This is a genomic window from Rhodococcus sp. 7Tela_A2 (genome assembly GCF_049311045.1).
GTDB lineage: Bacteria > Actinomycetota > Actinomycetes > Mycobacteriales > Mycobacteriaceae > Rhodococcus.
This window is the reverse complement of sequence record NZ_JAXION010000007.1, coordinates 1-15,916: the sequence shown is the minus strand read 5'-3', so window position 1 is coordinate 15,916 and position 15,916 is coordinate 1. Positions and strand designations below refer to the sequence as shown.

General features: G+C 68.3%; 16 protein-coding genes, 1 pseudogene and 1 riboswitch. Of the genes and pseudogenes, 13 read left to right on the top strand and 4 right to left on the bottom strand.

Annotated features, from left to right (window positions below):
• Positions 1-86 precede the first annotated feature (86 nt).
• Genes TVH25_RS02565 through TVH25_RS02545 form a run of 5 tightly spaced genes read left to right on the top strand, consistent with a single transcriptional unit; the run spans position 87 to position 4,368 of the window.
• On the top strand, positions 87-917 hold the full coding sequence (locus TVH25_RS02565) for a TauD/TfdA family dioxygenase (protein ID WP_378528059.1): 831 nt from the start codon (positions 87-89) through the stop codon (positions 915-917).
• A gap of 8 nt (positions 918-925) precedes the next feature.
• Complete coding sequence (locus TVH25_RS02560; RefSeq protein ID WP_296550601.1) at positions 926-1,762, top strand: ABC transporter ATP-binding protein; 837 nt, start codon at positions 926-928, stop codon at positions 1,760-1,762.
• Positions 1,759-2,529, top strand: a complete 771-nt coding sequence (locus tag TVH25_RS02555) for an ABC transporter permease (protein ID WP_296550600.1) — start codon at positions 1,759-1,761, stop codon at positions 2,527-2,529. Before TVH25_RS02560 ends, TVH25_RS02555 begins: the two co-directional genes overlap by 4 nt.
• Positions 2,526-3,272, top strand: coding sequence for an ABC transporter permease (locus TVH25_RS02550; RefSeq protein WP_422423282.1), 747 nt, complete (start codon positions 2,526-2,528; stop codon positions 3,270-3,272). Before TVH25_RS02555 ends, TVH25_RS02550 begins: the two co-directional genes overlap by 4 nt.
• Positions 3,273-3,312: 40 nt before the next feature.
• Positions 3,313-4,368, top strand: a complete 1,056-nt coding sequence (locus TVH25_RS02545) for an ABC transporter substrate-binding protein (RefSeq protein WP_422423281.1) — start codon at positions 3,313-3,315, stop codon at positions 4,366-4,368.
• 42 nt (positions 4,369-4,410) lie between these two features.
• Here TVH25_RS02545 and TVH25_RS02540 read toward each other — a convergent pair whose 3' ends face one another.
• Entirely contained in the window at positions 4,411-5,487 is a 1,077-nt protein-coding gene (locus TVH25_RS02540) for an alkene reductase (RefSeq protein WP_422423280.1), read from the bottom strand.
• A gap of 171 nt (positions 5,488-5,658) precedes the next feature.
• On the bottom strand, positions 5,659-7,056 hold the full coding sequence (locus TVH25_RS02535) for an FAD-dependent oxidoreductase (protein ID WP_169651357.1): 1,398 nt from the start codon (positions 7,054-7,056) through the stop codon (positions 5,659-5,661).
• Positions 7,057-7,346: 290 nt separating this feature from the next.
• Between TVH25_RS02535 and TVH25_RS02530 the strand changes: the two genes are divergently transcribed.
• The 7 genes from TVH25_RS02530 to cobU all read left to right on the top strand — a co-directional run bounded on the left by TVH25_RS02530 (position 7,347) and on the right by cobU (position 13,791).
• The gene (locus TVH25_RS02530) at positions 7,347-7,781 is read left to right on the top strand and encodes a hypothetical protein (RefSeq protein ID WP_169651356.1); all 435 of its coding nucleotides are present in this window, start codon (positions 7,347-7,349) and stop codon (positions 7,779-7,781) included.
• A 48-nt stretch (positions 7,782-7,829) separates the two neighbouring features.
• A complete protein-coding gene (locus TVH25_RS02525) occupies positions 7,830-8,240 on the top strand; it encodes a rhodanese-like domain-containing protein (RefSeq protein WP_169619159.1) in 411 nt (136 codons plus the stop codon).
• Entirely contained in the window at positions 8,237-9,460 is a 1,224-nt protein-coding gene (locus TVH25_RS02520) for an O-succinylhomoserine sulfhydrylase (protein ID WP_169619162.1), read from the top strand. Before TVH25_RS02525 ends, TVH25_RS02520 begins: the two co-directional genes overlap by 4 nt.
• A gap of 28 nt (positions 9,461-9,488) precedes the next feature.
• Positions 9,489-9,638: riboswitch (cobalamin riboswitch) on the top strand.
• 88 nt (positions 9,639-9,726) lie between these two features.
• Complete coding sequence (locus tag TVH25_RS02515; RefSeq protein ID WP_169619164.1) at positions 9,727-10,620, top strand: ABC transporter substrate-binding protein; 894 nt, start codon at positions 9,727-9,729, stop codon at positions 10,618-10,620.
• 62 nt (positions 10,621-10,682) lie between these two features.
• A complete protein-coding gene (locus TVH25_RS02510; protein WP_240951912.1) occupies positions 10,683-11,642 on the top strand; it encodes a FecCD family ABC transporter permease in 960 nt (319 codons plus the stop codon).
• Complete coding sequence (locus TVH25_RS02505; protein WP_169651354.1) at positions 11,642-12,454, top strand: ABC transporter ATP-binding protein; 813 nt, start codon at positions 11,642-11,644, stop codon at positions 12,452-12,454. Before TVH25_RS02510 ends, TVH25_RS02505 begins: the two co-directional genes overlap by 1 nt.
• Positions 12,454-13,791, top strand: coding sequence for a bifunctional adenosylcobinamide kinase/adenosylcobinamide-phosphate guanylyltransferase (cobU, locus tag TVH25_RS02500; protein WP_422423305.1), 1,338 nt, complete (start codon positions 12,454-12,456; stop codon positions 13,789-13,791). The genes TVH25_RS02505 and cobU overlap by 1 nt, the downstream gene beginning before the upstream one ends.
• Before the next feature lie 22 nt (positions 13,792-13,813).
• Here cobU and TVH25_RS02495 read toward each other — a convergent pair whose 3' ends face one another.
• Together TVH25_RS02495 and TVH25_RS02490 are read right to left on the bottom strand one after the other, a co-directional pair.
• Positions 13,814-14,587, bottom strand: a complete 774-nt coding sequence (locus TVH25_RS02495; protein WP_169619168.1) for a sulfite exporter TauE/SafE family protein — start codon at positions 14,585-14,587, stop codon at positions 13,814-13,816.
• A gap of 53 nt (positions 14,588-14,640) precedes the next feature.
• Positions 14,641-15,288 carry a DUF998 domain-containing protein gene (locus TVH25_RS02490; protein ID WP_422423279.1) on the bottom strand — a complete coding sequence of 216 codons (648 nt, stop codon included), beginning with the start codon at positions 15,286-15,288 and terminating at the stop codon, positions 14,641-14,643.
• 518 nt (positions 15,289-15,806) lie between these two features.
• On the opposite strand from TVH25_RS02490, the pseudogene TVH25_RS02485 reads away from it, so the two are divergent.
• Positions 15,807-15,916, top strand: a pseudogene (locus tag TVH25_RS02485) (glucose-6-phosphate dehydrogenase (coenzyme-F420)); the annotation flags it as partial.

The following is a 15,916-nucleotide window of genomic DNA, read 5'->3' as shown; positions in this document are numbered from 1 at the left end:
CCTAACGTCGTCCCCAACGATCGGTTCAGCGTCGAACCACCGGCCGTCACTCGCTGCCACCCGGAGGTGGGATGTTCACGTCACGATTGACAGAAGCCAGTGTGGTTCCCGAGCGGATAGACACCCCGCAGGAGGCACGCGCAGCCATCTCCTCCCGCGGTGCCGCGGTTGCCCGCGGACTGCACACCGAGGAAGATGCCCTGGCTTTTGCGGCGGAAGTGCTGGGAGACAAGCGTATCCGGCTCGGTCGGCAGTTCGAGGCGAGTATGCGCAACCATCAGCGGGAAGCTGCCGTCGTCGACGCTCAGCCCGTCGACGAGCGAGGACGAAAGCGCTCGTTCGGAAAACCGGGCGAACGGATGACCGCACACAACGACGGATTCGCGTTCGGGGACTACGCGCCGGACCACCTGTTCCTGTGGTGCAAGCGGCCCGCCGAATCCGGCGGTGACTCGTTCCTCGTCGACGCGTGGAAGCTCACCGAACTACTCGCCGCGGATCCCGCGACCGCCGACCTCGCGGAGTTCTGCCGGACCGTCGACATCGATCATTCGGAACCGAACTTCGCGCAGAGTACGTACGCGCCTATCGTGCGGGTCGTGCCCAGCGGGCGCGTACAGGCGCGGTACCACCCCTACCTGGCGCCGGTCCCGGGCTCGACTCGTCCCGCCGACGCCGACATGCTCGCGCGCTGGAACGACACGGTGCTGCACGTGCGGGACACCGGGCCGATGTTCCGAGCGGAAGCCGGCGAGATGATCTGTGTCGACAACTACCGGTTGCTCCACGGCCGCGACGGATACACCGATCCGGCGCGCGAGCTGTACTCGATCTGGGGGTGGACGACCGATGCGGTCGCCGTGCCCGTGCAGCAACTCGACATCGTCGAGCCGGACCTCGCCGGACTGACCGGCTGAGCCGCGCGATGAATACCGTCCTGTCCCGGGGAGCGCCCGCCGCAGGGGCCGCGACCGGACCCGCCGGCGAGGAGCACGTTCCGGCCATCGACATGAAGGGTGTCGCGAAGGCGTATCCGCTCGGCCGCCGACGCGGCGAACTGACCGCCATCGACTCGTTCGATCTGACCGTCGCTCGTGGCGAGTTCGTCGCGCTTCTCGGCCCGTCCGGTTGTGGCAAGTCCACCGTGCTGCGCCTGCTCGCGGGCCTCGAGGAACCCACGGCGGGAACGGTCCGCATCGAGGGAGGCGGACCCGCCGACCTGGTGGCCTCGCGCCGGCTCGGCGTCGCGTTCCAGGAACACGCCCTGATGCCGTGGTCGGATGTGTGGCACAACATCGCGCTGCCCTTCCGCATCGCCGGGCGGACGGTCGACTCCGGTCGCGTCGAAGAACTCGTCGAACTCGTGGGGTTGTCGGGCTTCGAGAAAGCACGACCGCGACAACTGTCCGGTGGCATGCGGCAGCGTGTGGCCATCGCGCGGGCGCTCGCACTCGAACCGGACGTTCTGCTGCTCGACGAACCCTTCGGCGCGCTCGATGCGGTGACCCGCCGGCGCATGAACTTCGAACTCGCCCGGATCTGGGGCGACGCGGGGTCGACGACCGTGCTGGTGACACACGACGTCGACGAGGCTGTGCTGCTCGCGGACCGGATCGTCGTGCTCACCGGCCGGCCGGGCCGGGTACGGCACATCGAGAACGTGGCGCTGCCCCGGCCGCGATCGGCGGAGATCACCCGCGACCCGAGATTCCACAGCATCGTCGACCGGCTCACCGGCTTGCTCGACGGGCCCGCGACGTGACCGCGGTTCTTCCGCGACCCGTCACCATCCCGCCGTTCGCGTCGAACATTCTCGGCGCCGCCCTGTTGCTCGCGATGTTCGAGGTCGTCGGCAGGGCGCAGGTGTTCGGGAAGAACTGGCCCCCGCTGACGGAGGTCGTCACGTACGTCGCCGGCAACGACGCCGTGCAGGCCACCTTGACACGGGCATTCGGTGCGACCGCCACCTCGGCGCTGTGGGGATTCGCGCTGGGCACCGTCGTGGGCGGAGCGCTCGCATGCGTCACCGTCGTGGCCCGATGGACCGCACCGGGACTCGACCGGCTGGCGACGATCGTGCACGCGATACCTCTCATCGCGATCGCACCGCTGCTGGTGACCACGGTCGGGCGCACGACCGCTCCGACCGTCGTCGCAGCGATGGGCGCGGGTTTCGCCGTCTTCGTTGCCACGTCGGCGGGGCTGGCGTCGGCACCGGCGGCGCAGTCCGACGTGCACACGGCGCTCGGATCGTCGCGTTGGTCGCGTCTTCGTTTCCTGCAACTCCCGCACACGGTGCCGCTCGTCACGGACGCGGCGGGCCTCGCGGTGACTTCGGCCGTCCTCGGGGCTGTTCTCGGGGAGTGGTTCGGCGCCCCGAAGGGGCTCGGTGTGCTGCTGGTCAGCGCGATGAACAACTATCAGATCCCGCTGCTGTGGTCCGCCGCCGCCGGATGCGTGGTGCTGTCCCTGACCGCGTACCTGCTGGTCCGTGTACTCGCCGTACCCGTGCATCGGAGATTCTCATGACTGTCGTGCGCGGCGCCGTCACGCGGTACTGGGTGCTGCTCGCGCTGCTCGGCGGGTGGTGGGCGGTGGTCGCCGTCAACGACTTCAACCAGATCGTCATGCCGTACCCCCAGGATGTTCTCGTCGCGATCGTCCGCGAGCGACACGAGTACGTGACCGCGCTCGTTCCGACCCTCGCGCTGTCGCTGGGCGGACTGGCCGCGGGCTTGACGGCCGGCGGCGTGTGCGCGGTGCTCGTATGGTCCTCCCGGATCGTCGCGGGAGTGCTGACCCCGATGGCGTTGCTGCTCAACTCCGTTCCCGTCGTGGCGATGATCCCGGTGCTCGCGCGGGTGCTCGGGTACGGGCAGACCACGGTGTTCGTGGTCACCGCCATCATCTGTTTCCTGCCCGCGTTCGTTTTCGTCGGCGCCCGGCTCGCGGCCCCGCCTGCGTCACTCGGAGACGTCTACACGGTGCTCGGGGCGGGCAGGCGAGTGCGGCTGAGGAGACTCCTGCTGCCCCATGCCCTGCCCGGGTTCCTCGTCGCTCTGCGGGTCAGCGCGCCCACCGCGGTCCTGGCAGTCCTGCTCGGTCAGTACCTCATGGGTGCCGGCGGCCTCGGAAAGATGTTCTCCACCTCGATCACCTACAGCCAGAACCAGCAGGCCTGGGGCGTGGCGGTGGTCGCGACCGCTGTGTCCACCGGCCTTTTCTTCGCGGCACGTGCGGTCGCGGATCGTGCCGCCGCGCGCTTGACCTGACCACCCGCTGCTTTCTCACCGATCATCACCAGGAGGCTCCATGCCCGCACGCCCCTTCACCGGTCCGAGCCTGAGCCGGCGCACTTTTCTGCGGGGAACCGCGGCCGGGGCTCTGGGAATCGCCGCGGCCGGCACTCTCGGTGCGTGTGGGTCCGGCGAATCCGGTGCGGAGTCCGACACGCTTCGGGTCGCCTTCGGCTGGATCCTCAACACCGAGTTCGGTGGGTACTACGTCGCCGAGGACAAAGGTTATTACGCCGAGGAAGGACTCACCGTCGAATTCCAGGGCGGTGGCCCGAACGCCCCCACGCCGATGCAGGCGGTCGCCGCGGGATCGGCGGACATCGGTATCGCGGCCGGCGCACCCGACCTGTACACCGCGATCGGGCAGGGCAACGATTTCGTGGCGCTCGGCGCCCAGTTCCAGGTCTCACCCGCCGGACTGCTGTCGTTGTCCGCACGACCGATCCGCACGCCGCGCGAACTCGCGAGCGCGCGCATCCTCGGTCAGGAAGGCATGCAGACCACCCTCGACGCGGTGCTCGTCGGCGCGGGTCTCGACCCGGTCTACGACTTCACTCCGGTCGGCTTCGATCCGAGCCCGCTCGTCGAGGGCCAGGGCGACTGCTACACCTGCTTCGTCACCAACCAGCCGATCACACTCGAACAGCAATACGGCTTGCGACGAGGCGACGGCTACGAGGTGGTCACCTTCGCCGATCTCGGTTCGGCGCAATACGCCGATGTCGTGTTCGTGGACCGCACCGCCCTTGCGGAGAATCGCGACAGGCTGGTGCGGTTCATGCGTGCCACGATGCGCGGCTGGGACGACTACCTTGCCGACCCGCACGCCGCAGCGGCATTGGCGGTGGACAAGTACGGCGTCGACCTCGGACTGGAGATGGCGCAGCAGACCCGGCAGGCGGAACTCCAGGTTCCCCTGATCGAAAGTCCGAGCGGCCTGTTCGCGATGGACGTCGCCGCAATGGAGGGGCCCATGTGGCAAGCGCTGGCATCGGGCGGGTACGAGAACCTGCCCGCGCCGGCCTCCTTCGTCGACCTCGGTGTGCTGGCGGAGGCACGTTCGCCTCGGTGAGACGTAGTGTGCCTCCGCCGGAAGGTCACGACGACGCCGGGGTCACACCTCTTGCAGGCGAGGGTAATCCGTATATCCCTCGGCGCCTGGTCCGTAGAACAGTTCCGGGCGCAAGTCGTTCTCGCGGTGTTCGCCCCGCCACCGTTCGACGAGATCGGGGTTGGCGAGCACCGCGCGACCGACGGCCACCGCGTCGGCATGGGCTTCTTCGATGAGGCGAACGGCTTCCTCACGCGTGGTCGGGGACGCGAAGCCGCTGTTGGCGATCACCTTCCCACCGAAGCGTGCACGCAGTTCCTGCACCAGTTCACCGGCAGGTTCCTGGTGCAGGACCGACAGATACGCCAGGCCGACGGGACGCAACCGGTCGACGAGGGCGCCGTAGACAGCGCGCACATCTTCGCGGTCGGTCTCGAGCGCGTCCTGGATGTTGTGTTCGGGGGAGATACGCAGTCCGACCCGGCCCGCACCGACGGCGTCCGCCACGGCCGTGACCGCCTCGACGACGAGACGGATCCGGTTCTCCACCGAGCCGCCGTACTCGTCGGTGCGCCGGTTCGAGGCCGGCGACAGGAACTCGTGCAGCAGGTAGCCGTTGGCACTGTGGATCTCCACACCGTCCAGCCCCGCGTCGATCGAGCGCCGGGCTGCGGCGACGATGTCGGCGACAGCAGCGGCCACCTCGTCGGTCGTGAGCGCGTGCGGTACCGGGTACGGCTGCTTGCCCTTGGCGGTGTGCACCTCACCGTCGATCGCGACGGCGCTCGGGGCGACGACGCGCCGTCCGCCGTTCACATCCGGGTGGGTCACTCGTCCGCCGTGCATCAACTGCAGCACGATGCGGCCGCCGCGTCCGTGTACGGCGTCCGCGACCCGGCGCCAGCCCTCGGCCTGCTCGTCGGTGGCGATTCCCGGCTGTCCGACGAACGCCTGCGACTCGAAGTTGACGTAGGTTCCCTCGGCGATGATCAGGCCGACGCCGGCCCGCTGCCGATAGTGCTCGGCGATCAGGTCGCCGGGAATCCCGTCCGGTCCGCCGCGCAGACGGGTCAGGGGAGCCATGACGATGCGGTTGCCGAGTTCGAGGTCGCCGAGTGTGACTGGTGTGAACAGATCCATTCGTGGCGCAACAGGATCTCCGGGGCCGGGATTCCCGATGTGGTGCCCGCTATGAAAAGTGTCACCGCGGGACCCGAGGTCCCCTCGGTGTCGTCCCGTCGCTCCGTGTGCGCATCCCCGCAGGACAGCGCAGAGACGGGGGCCGCCCCCGGGGCGGAGATGGGCCGGTGATCAGGCCTTGTGCGGCTCCGACGCGCGGAACATGTCCTCGCGTTCGACGACCTTGACGCGCTCACGGCCTTCGGCTTCGCCGAGGCTGCGCTCGTGCGCATCGAGCCGGTACCAGCCCTGCCACGTGGTGTACGGCAGCTGCTTGCCTTCGAGGAACTGCACGACGGCATCCTCGGACGGCTCCTCGGGAGAGTTCAGGCGGCCCGCCGAGCGATCCTCGAGCAGGTTCGCGACCGTCTCGTTCGCGTCGCCCTTCGTGTGGCCGATCAGGCCGACGGGGCCGCGCTTGATCCAGCCGGTGACGTAGGTGTGCGGCATGAACCGCTCCGGGCCCTCGACGGACTCGTCGCCGAGGACGCGACCGGCTTCGTTGGGCACGGTGCCCGCCTGCTCGTCGAACGGCAGCTGAGCGATGTTCTGCGACAGGTAACCGACGGCGCGGTAGACGGCCTGGACGTCCCAATCGCGGTACTTGCCGGTCCCGCGAACGTTGCCGGTGCCGTCGAGTTCGGTGCGCTCGGTACGCAGGCCCACGACCTTGCCGTCCTCCCCGAGGATCTCGTGCGGAGACTCGAAGAAGTGGAGGAACAACTTGTGCGGACGGTTGCCCACGTCGCGGATCGCCCAGTCCTGCAGCGTGTTGGCGACCATGTCGACCTGCTTGGACGCGCGGCGCGCCTGCTCGGAGCCCTGGTCGTAGTCGATGTCCTCCGGGTCCACGATCACTTCGATGGTCGGGGAGTGATCGAGTTCGCGCAGTTCGAGGGGCGTGAACTTGGCCTGGGCCGGACCGCGACGCCCGAAGACGTGCACCTCGACGGCCTTGTTGTTCTTGAGGCCCTCGTAGACGTTCGGCGGGATCTCGGTCGGCAGCAGTTCGTCGCCCGTCTTGGCGAGCACACGCGCAACGTCGAGCGCGACGTTTCCGACGCCGAGGACGGCGACCTTCTCGGCCTCGAGCGGCCACTCGCGCGGCACGTCCGGATGGCCGTCGTACCAGGACACGAAGTCGGCGGCGCCGTAACTGCCGTCGAGGTCGATGCCGGGGATGTTCAGCGCGCGGTCGGCGTTGGCACCGGTCGAGAAGATCACCGCGTCGTAGAAGCGGTTCAGGTCGTCGAGCGTGAAGTCGGTCCCGTAGTCGAGGTTGCCGAGAAGCCGGATGTTCGGCTTGTCGAGCACCTTGTGCAGGGCCGTGACGATGCCCTTGATGCGCGGGTGGTCCGGCGCGACTCCGTAGCGGATCAGACCGAACGGTGCAGGCATCCGTTCGAACAGGTCGATGCTGACTCCCGGATCCTGCGCGGTGTCGGACTTCATGAGCGCATCGGCGGCGTAGATACCGGCGGGACCGGCACCGACGATCGCGACGCGAAGGGGACGAGTCTGATCGGTCATCAGGGGATCAACTACCTCTTCGGTGAGCGGACGGACATACCCAGCTTAAATTAAGGCTGCCCTCAGCGGGCGGGGCGCAGGGCGCGGGGAAGGACGGTGTGAGAAGAATGAGAGAACCGTCGAGAGAATCGCTTCAGCGACAACACATGTGGGCACTCATGCGACACAGGTCGACGGCGAGGCGTCGAACGAGCTGAGTAGTGGCCACGTCACAATTCCTACCTCGAGAGGGTTTATTCGGCAAATGCGCCGTGACCGGCTCCGACCTGGTCGGGGATAGGATCGCCCATATGGCACAGCGTCAAGCACCCGATCCCGATCCCTCGGCCGACGAACCCGCCAGCGGTACACCCTGGCCGTTCATGGGGGCACTGCTGGTTGTCGTGCTGCTCATTCTGGCCGTGATGGGTGCGCAACTGCTCTCGCCCGCGCAGGACGAGCTGAGCGTGGACGAACGGATCAATCGCACGGTGGCGGACTACGTCAGGGCTCACAACGAGAACGACCGGGACATTCTCGCGCGTCTGCGCTGCGAAGAGCTGCCGGAGGCGGAGGCGCCGCTCTCCGACGTCGAGGGCACTGTGGAGTTGCAGGCGACCCAGGACGTCGCCGTGGAAGGTGACCGCGCGACGGTCGACGTCCGCGCGACCGTCGACGGTGAGTCCCGGATCGAGACCTGGCAGGTCGTCCAGGTCGACTCGGTGTGGCGGGTCTGCGAGTTCTGACAGCCTCCCGCTTGCGCGCCACGCCGTGACCTGTGAAAACATGTCGTGGTGAGCTACGCAGGTGATATAACGCCGCAGGAAGCTTGGGAGCTCCTGCGGGAAAACCCGGATGCCGTGCTCGTCGATGTTCGTACCGACGCCGAGTGGAAGTACGTCGGGGTCCCCGAGACCTCGCCCATCGGCCGCCGAACCGTCTTCGTCGAATGGGTTCGCTATCCCGACGGTGCCCCGAACCGAACGTTCGTGGACGACCTGGCGAAAGCCGGCGTCTCCGGCGGTCCGGTGATATTCCTGTGTCGCTCGGGGCAACGCTCGATAGGTGCCGCCGAGGCGGCTACCGCGGCGGGCGTGACCCCCGCGTACAACATCCTCGACGGATTCGAGGGAGCGCTCGACGCCGACGGGCATCGCGGAGCTCAGGGCTGGCGGGCAGTGGGCCTGCCGTGGAGGCAATCGTGAGCTCCATCCCCAAGGGCGGCGCATTCGAGCGCCGGCTTCCCGACAACGTGCGTCCTGCCACGCTGGGCGTGCGGGGTGGCACCCTGCGTTCCGGGTTCGAGGAGACGTCCGAGGCGCTCTACCTCAACTCCGGATTCGTGTACGAATCGGCGGAGGCCGCCGAAGCGGCGTTCACCGGCGAGGTCGACCACTTCGTGTACTCGCGGTACGGCAACCCGACTGTGAAGATGTTCGAGGAGCGGCTACGACTGCTCGACGGTGCCGAAGGCGCCTACGCCACGGCGTCGGGTATGTCCGCGGTTTTCACCGCACTCGCGGCTCTTCTGGGCAAGGGGGATCGGCTCGTCGCCGCCCGCAGCCTTTTCGGATCCTGCTTCGTCGTGTGCAACGAGATCCTGCCCCGATGGGGTGTGGAGACGGTGTTCGTCGACGGCGAAGACCTCGATCAGTGGGAACAGGCATTGTCCGTCCCCACGACCGCGGTGTTCTTCGAGACTCCCTCGAACCCGATGCAGACCCTCGTCGACGTGCGGGCCGTCTCCGAGATGGCGCACGCTGCCGGGGCAAAAGTGGTGCTGGACAACGTATTCGCCACTCCTCTCCTGCAACGCAGCATCGATCTCGGTGCCGACATCGTGGTCTACTCGGGCACCAAGCACATCGACGGCCAGGGCAGAGTGCTCGGCGGTGCCATCCTCGGACCCGCGGACTACATCGACGGACCCGTGCAGAAGCTCATTCGTCACACCGGTCCGGCGCTGAGCCCGTTCAATGCGTGGACGCTGCTCAAAGGTCTGGAAACGATGCCGGTCCGGGTGCGCGCCGCGGTCGATTCGGCGCTGCGCCTGGGCCAGTTCCTCGAGACGCAGGACAAGGTGCGCTGGGTCAAGTACCCGTACCTGGAGTCGCATCCGCAGCACGACCTCGCGCGGTCGCAGATGAGTGGCGGTGGCACGATCCTCACGTTCGAGCTCGACGCTCCCGAGGGCGAAGGCAAGAAGCGCGCGTTCGAGCTGCTCAACAAGCTGCGCATCGTGGACATCTCGAACAACCTCGGCGATTCCAAGTCCCTCATCACCCACCCCGCGACCACCACCCACCGGGCGATGGGCCCGGAGGGGCGCGCCGCGATCGGCCTGTCCGACGGGGTCGTGCGCCTCTCGGTGGGACTCGAAGACCCCGAGGATCTGCTCGAAGACCTCGAGCAGGCGCTCTCCTGACCCGAGAGCACTCTTCCGGCCCGGAAACGCTGTGGGTTACGCTGCGGGTTCTCTGCCAGTCGGGCAGGGCACCCGCAGCGTTACGGTGAAGCCGGTGAAAATCCGGCGCTGTCCCCGCAACTGTGAACTCCGGCGATCGTGCCGGGGAAGCCAGGTCAGCCGGCGCAGCGGGCACGTACTGGTCCTCGGACGAAGGACGGTCTCGTGCCGCAACTGACGATGTTGCAGCCGTACTGTTTTCGTCCTCCGAGTTACGGAGGATGGCTGTGCCCCTCGTATCCCACCGGCTGCTCGCTGCCGGAATCACCGCGTGCGCTCTGCTGGCCACGGCGTGCGGCGCCGACGACGCCGCCAACCATGACAACCACGACACCGCCGGAGCCGGAAGTCCCCAGGCGATCGTGTCCCTGAGTCCCGTCAGCACCGAAATGCTGTACGCCGTCGGCGCCGGCGACCAGGTGATCGCCGTCGACGACCAATCCGACCATCCGGCCGGCGTACCGGTCACCGATCTGTCCGGGTACACCCCGAACGTCGAGGCGATCCTCGGTTACGAACCCGATCTGGTGGTCGCCAACGCGGACACCGCGGATCTCGTCGCCGGACTCGAGCAGGCCGGCGTCGAGACCCTGATTCTGCCCGCGGCGCTCACCCTCGACGACACCTACGCCCAGCTCGAGCAGGTCGGTGCGGCCACCGGGCACGTCGCAGACGCGGCCGAACTGGTCGCGCAGATGAGGAGCGAGGTCGACGAGATCCTCGCCGGACTGCCCGAACGTCAAGTCCCGCTTCGCTATTACCACGAACTCGACAACACCTACTACTCCGTCACAGACGACACCTACATCGGCGAGATCTTTTCCATGCTCGGTCTCACCTCGATCGCGACCGGCGGCAACGGGTATCCGCAACTGTCGGCCGAGTTCATCCTCGAAGAGAACCCCGACATCGTCTTCCTCGCCGACGGCCAGTGCTGCGGCGTCACGCCCGAGAATGTGGCGGAGCGAGCAGGATGGGGCGAGCTCACGGCGGTCCGTGACGGGCACGTCTACGTCCTCGACGAGGACATCGCCAGCCGCTGGGGGCCGCGCGTCGTGGACTTGATGCGGGATGTCGCCCGGATCGTCACCGGGATCCCAGCGGCCCAGCCCGCGTCTTGATCACGACCCCGCGTCGTCGCGCCCTCGTGCTGGGTGGCGCGGCGGTCGTTCTCCTCGCCGCCATGCTGGTGAGCATCCTCGTCGGTCCGGCGGGACTCACGCCACAGGCGGTCCTTCTCGACATCGCCGACCGGTTGCCGTTCGTCGACGTCGATTCCGGGCTCTCGACGCGGCAACAGGCGATCCTCTGGAACATCCGCATGCCGCGCGTGGTGCTGGGGGTTCTCGTCGGAGCCATGCTCGCCGTCGCCGGAGCGGCGTACCAGGGCGTCTTCCGCAATCCCCTGGCCGACCCCTACCTGCTCGGGGTGTCGAGCGGGGCGGGCCTCGGCGCGACACTCGCGATCGTGGTCGGAGGCGCCGCAGGGTTTGCCGGGGTTCCGATCGCAGCGTTCGCCGGCGGCCTGCTGGCGGTCGGTGCGACGTATGCCCTCGGCCGCTCGGTCGGCGGGGTGCGTTCCGAAGTCGTCATCATCCTCGCGGGCGTGGCGGTCGCGGCGTTCGCGAATGCCATCCAGACGTTCTTCATGCAACTGCACGACGACACCTTGCGTCAGGTGTACTCCTGGATGCTCGGGCGGTTGTCCACCGACGGGTGGTCCGATGTCGTCGTCGTCCTGCCGTACGTGGTGGTCGCGGTCGCCGTCATCGCGCTGCACCGGCGCACCCTCGACGTCATGGCGGTCGGCGACGTCGAGGCCGCCAGCCTCGGGATCCATCCGGCTCGTGTCCGGCTGTTGTTGGTCTGCGTGGCGACACTCGGCACCGCCGCCGTGGTGTCGGCGAGCGGACTGATCGGGTTCGTCGGCATCGTGGTGCCGCACGCGGTCCGGTTGCTCGTCGGCCCCGGTCACCGCATGCTGCTGCCGTTGTCATTGATGGTCGGGGCGACGTTCCTCGTCCTCGCCGATGTGCTCGCCCGCAGCGTCATGTCGCCGTCGGAACTGCCCATCGGCGTGGTCACCGCCGCGATCGGTGCGCCGTTCTTCCTCGTCGTACTCAGACGAAGCCGAGGTGCATGATGCCCGCCGATCTCGAATCGCTCGCGTCCACCGCCGTCACGTGCCGCGGTGTCGGGGCTGCACGCGGCGGCGTGGACGTGCTCCACGACGTCGATCTCACCGTGGCGACGGGCGCGTGGGTGTCGCTCGTCGGACCCAACGGGTCCGGTAAGACCACGTTGTTGCACGTTCTCGCGGGACTCGTTCCCTCGACGGGGCACGTGCGGGTGGCGTCCGTGACGCCCGGCCGGGGCGGCCGGCGCGCAACGGCGCGCGCGGTCGCGCTGATGCCCCAGCGCCCCGTGGTTCCCGAGGGTGTCACCGTCGAAGAACTCGTCCGGCTCGGCCGCACACCGCACATCGCACGGTTCGGCTCGGAAACGGGACACGACCGCGCGGTGGTGGACCGGGTCATCGAGCGCCTCGAACTCGAGCCGTTCACACGCCGATTCGCGACGGATCTGTCCGGGGGTGAACTCCAGCGCGTGGTCCTCGCTCGCGCACTGGCACAGGAACCACAGGTGCTGCTGCTCGACGAACCCACCAGCGCGCTCGACATCGGGCACCAACAGCAGGTACTCGAACTCGTGGACTCCATGCGCACCGAAGGCGAGCTGACGGTGATCGCAGCCATGCACGATCTGACCTCGGCGGCGCAGTACGGTGACAGGCTCGTCCTTCTCGACCGCGGCCGGGTCGTCGCCGACGGGCCGCCCGCCGAGGTGCTCACGGTCGACCGGATCGGCCAGGTCTACGGGGCGCGGGTCGAGGTCCTCGACCGTCCGGCCGGCCGCGCCGTTCTCCCGCTTCGTGATCCGTGGAAGGACGCATGATGGACGTACTGCTGCTGGGCACCGGTGCCGCGGACGGCTGGCCGAATCCTTTCTGTGCCTGCGAGTCCTGCACGGATGCCGCACGCCGCGGTGAGATCCGCGGCCAAACGGCCGCGCTCATCGACGACGTGCTCATGCTCGACTGCGGACCCGAAGCTCCCCGCGCCGCAGTACGTTTCGGCAGGACCTTGGCGGGTGTGCGTCACATCCTGCTCACCCACGCGCACACCGACCACCTCGGGCCGCAGGCACTGTTGTTCCGCTCGTGGGTCGATGCGGGTCACGTGCTCGAGGTCGTGGGACCGGCGGACGCGGTCGACACGTGCCGGCAGTGGGCGGGCCCGGACGATCCGGTGCGCTTCGTACCGGTCCGGGCGGGCGACGCGCTCACCGTCGGCGGGTATGCGGTGCGGGTTCTTCCCGCACGACATCACGTGTTCCGCGACGGTGATGCGGTGCTCTACGACGTCACCGGTCCGGACGGTTCCCGCATCCTGTGGGCGTGCGACACCGGCCCGCTCCCGGACGGCTGGTTCGACGCGGTGCGCGGTGCGCGGTTCGATGCCGTGTTCCTCGAAGAAACATTCGGTGACCGATCGGAGTTGGGGCAAGGGCACCACGGACTGCCCGAATTCCGGGACACCGTCGCGGCTCTGCGCAGGTGCGATGCCGTGACCGACGCGACGGACGTGGTGGCGGTGCACCTCGGCCACCACAACCCGCCGATCACCGCCCTGCGCGAGCGGTTGCGGGAGTATGGGGCCAGGCCCGGTATCGACGGCGAGGAGGTGCGCGTGGGGGACGCCACCGCGCCGCCGCACCGGACCCTGGTGCTCGGGGGCGTGCGCTCCGGAAAGTCACGGCACGCGGAAGAACTGTTCGCTTCGCACGCCGCCGTCACCTACGTCGCGACCGGCGGGACCCGCGCAGGCGACGAGGAATGGGCGCAACGGGTTGCCCTGCATCGCGAGCGGCGGCCCGAATCGTGGTCGACGGTGGAGACATCCGATGTGAGCGGCGTGCTGCGCGCGGCTACCGATCCGCTGTTGGTCGACTGCCTCGGCACCTGGCTCACCGCACGAATGGATCTGCACGACGTATGGAACGGCGGCGACATGGGGGCGGTCGACGCCGACATCGCCGAACTCCTCGACGCGTGGCGGCGATGCCGGGTGCCGGTGGTCGCCGTGAGCAACGAGGTGGGCAGTGGTGTGGTCCCGGCCAGTGCCTCGGGACGGCTGTTCCGCGACACTCTCGGGCGTCTCAATGCCGCGGTGGCGGCAGTCTCGGACAGTGTCACGCTCGTCGTGGCGGGGATACCGCTGACGTTGCGCTGATCCCCGCGACCAGGCCTCTGCCTCAGGCGAGCAACCGGTACAGGCCGATGAGCCCCACAGCGACGATGACCGCCCGTAACACGGTGGGGGACATACGCCGACCGTACCGGGCACCGAGGTCTCCGCCGATCAGCGAACCCACGGCGATCAATACGACCACCGTCCAGTCGATGCGCTCGAACGCCACGAGAATGTATGCGGTGGCCGCGACGATGTTCACCAGCAGCGAGAGCAGATTCTTCGCGGCGTTCTGCCGTTGGATGTGTTCGGTGAGCAGAGCGCCGAACAAGCCCATCAGCAGAATTCCCTGCGCGGCGGTGAAGTATCCGCCGTAGATGCCGACAGCGAAAGTGCCCGCCACGAGCAGACTCATCCGCACCGGACCGATCCGGGCTTCCGGGTCGGCGTCGGTTCGCCGCAGTACCCACTTCTGGATCTGCGGTTGCAGCACGACGAGGACGAGTGCCAGGACCAGCAGGACCGGAACGACGGTCTCGAACACCGTCTCCGGCAGATGCAGCAGAAGCCACGACCCGATCAGCGCGCCGCTGACCGACGCGGGGATCTGCCATCGCAACGTCGGCCACTGGCCGCGTAACTCGCGCCGATAACCCCACGTTCCCGACACACCGCCCGCGACGAGTCCGATCGCGTTCGACATCGTCGCGGTGACGGGCGGCACGCCGAACGCAACGAGGGTCGGGAAGGTGATGAGGGTTCCGGAGCCGACCAGCGAGTTGATCGCACCGGCGCCGAGTCCGGCGAGGGCAACGAGAAACAACTCCAGCGGCGTCACTGCTCGGAGTCTACGGAGACCCCGGAACAGGGTCGAGGCGGCTTCCGGTCGCTCTAGGTGCCTGCATCCTGGCGCGCACTACGCCGCAAGGCGAGGACGACGACAAGGGGCCATATCGTCTCGGGCGTCAAGCCCACCCGCTCGACCAACCCGAAATACTGCCCGCCCTGCGCCGAGATCAGGAACGCCACGGTCAGGGCCACGAACACCGCGGTCGCGATCGCCGATCCGCGGACGCTCAATGCGAACGACCGCGGACGGCTGCGAGACCCGACGAACGCGGGGAATGTCGCGATCAGGATCGAGCCGACGACGACACTGACCACGTGCGACGTGGCAGACCCGTTCGCCGGTTGCGGAAGTGCCGCGAGAGCGATCCCGGAGATCCCCGCGCCGCCGAGGACCAGTCGTGCGGAGGGACGCAAGGCACTCAGTCCGAGCGCAGTGATCACATGGCACGCGCCGAGCACGAACAGCGATGTCGTCATGATCCAGCGTTCGGCTCCACCGTGCCCGGCGAGCGCACTCAGGCTCTGCCGCACAGCGCTGTACTCCGGGGGTTGTACCGTGCCCGCGACAACCCAGCCCGCGGTCAGTGCAACCGGGGCGAGCACGGCCGAAGCCACTGCCCACCAGGGTGCCCCGCGATACGCGCGGCCCGGCCCGGACGCGGTGATCGATACTCGTTCGACGCTGCCCACGTGCTCCATCGTTGCGCACCAGCGGCTTCCGCGGCGCCGGATTGGAATGTTCCGCGAGGCTCGAAATCGCCAAGCCGTCGATACGGCGGTGCTCGCCGAACGACTGGGTGCGAAGGAAACAGCGCGGTGCCGAGCGGCACGAGCACCCCAGTTCCTCCTGATCGTCTCGGGTCGTACCGGGCGGCAACCTCGCGGCCCGGACGCCGGCCCTTTCTCGCTGTCGCACAGCGTGCTCGCCGTAAAGCTTGCTACCACAGCATGTTCCCATCGACCGTTGTCTCGCTCCGGCGACGCTGCCCGTGCCGTACGGCTCGCCTCGAGTCGCGGTGTGCAGCAACCGGGAGTGCAGGCTCCGGGCTTCGACGCCAGGGTTGACGGGATCCTCGCGCTTTCCCGCACCGCCTCACCGCGCCGCCTGACCGGCATTCGGCTTCCACGGGGCGTTTCGGGCACCGCACCGGTCTCGACCGGAGGGGCATACTCGGGGGAAGTTGCACTACGACGGTCGGAGGATTTCGGTGGCACAGGAACTGAAGCTGGGATACAAGGCGTCGGCGGAGCAGTTCGGGCCGCGTGAGCTGGTCGAACTCGGGGTGCTCGCCGAGGCGCACGGGATGGATTCGGCGAC

What these genes read in the sequence shown, in the direction of transcription:
- TVH25_RS02560 (WP_296550601.1), top strand. Translation starts at nt 926, where the DNA reads ATGAATACCGTCCTGTCCCGGGGAGCGCCCGCCGCAGGGGCCGCGACC.
- TVH25_RS02550 (WP_422423282.1), top strand. Translation starts at nt 2,526, where the DNA reads ATGACTGTCGTGCGCGGCGCCGTCACGCGGTACTGGGTGCTGCTCGCG.
- TVH25_RS02545 (WP_422423281.1), top strand. Translation starts at nt 3,313, where the DNA reads ATGCCCGCACGCCCCTTCACCGGTCCGAGCCTGAGCCGGCGCACTTTT.
- TVH25_RS02540 (WP_422423280.1), bottom strand. Translation starts at nt 5,487, where the DNA reads ATGGATCTGTTCACACCAGTCACACTCGGCGACCTCGAACTCGGCAAC.
- TVH25_RS02535 (WP_169651357.1), bottom strand. Translation starts at nt 7,056, where the DNA reads ATGACCGATCAGACTCGTCCCCTTCGCGTCGCGATCGTCGGTGCCGGT.
- TVH25_RS02530 (WP_169651356.1), top strand. Translation starts at nt 7,347, where the DNA reads ATGGCACAGCGTCAAGCACCCGATCCCGATCCCTCGGCCGACGAACCC.
- TVH25_RS02510 (WP_240951912.1), top strand. Translation starts at nt 10,683, where the DNA reads ATGCTGGTGAGCATCCTCGTCGGTCCGGCGGGACTCACGCCACAGGCG.
- TVH25_RS02505 (WP_169651354.1), top strand. Translation starts at nt 11,642, where the DNA reads ATGCCCGCCGATCTCGAATCGCTCGCGTCCACCGCCGTCACGTGCCGC.
- cobU (WP_422423305.1), top strand. Translation starts at nt 12,454, where the DNA reads ATGGACGTACTGCTGCTGGGCACCGGTGCCGCGGACGGCTGGCCGAAT.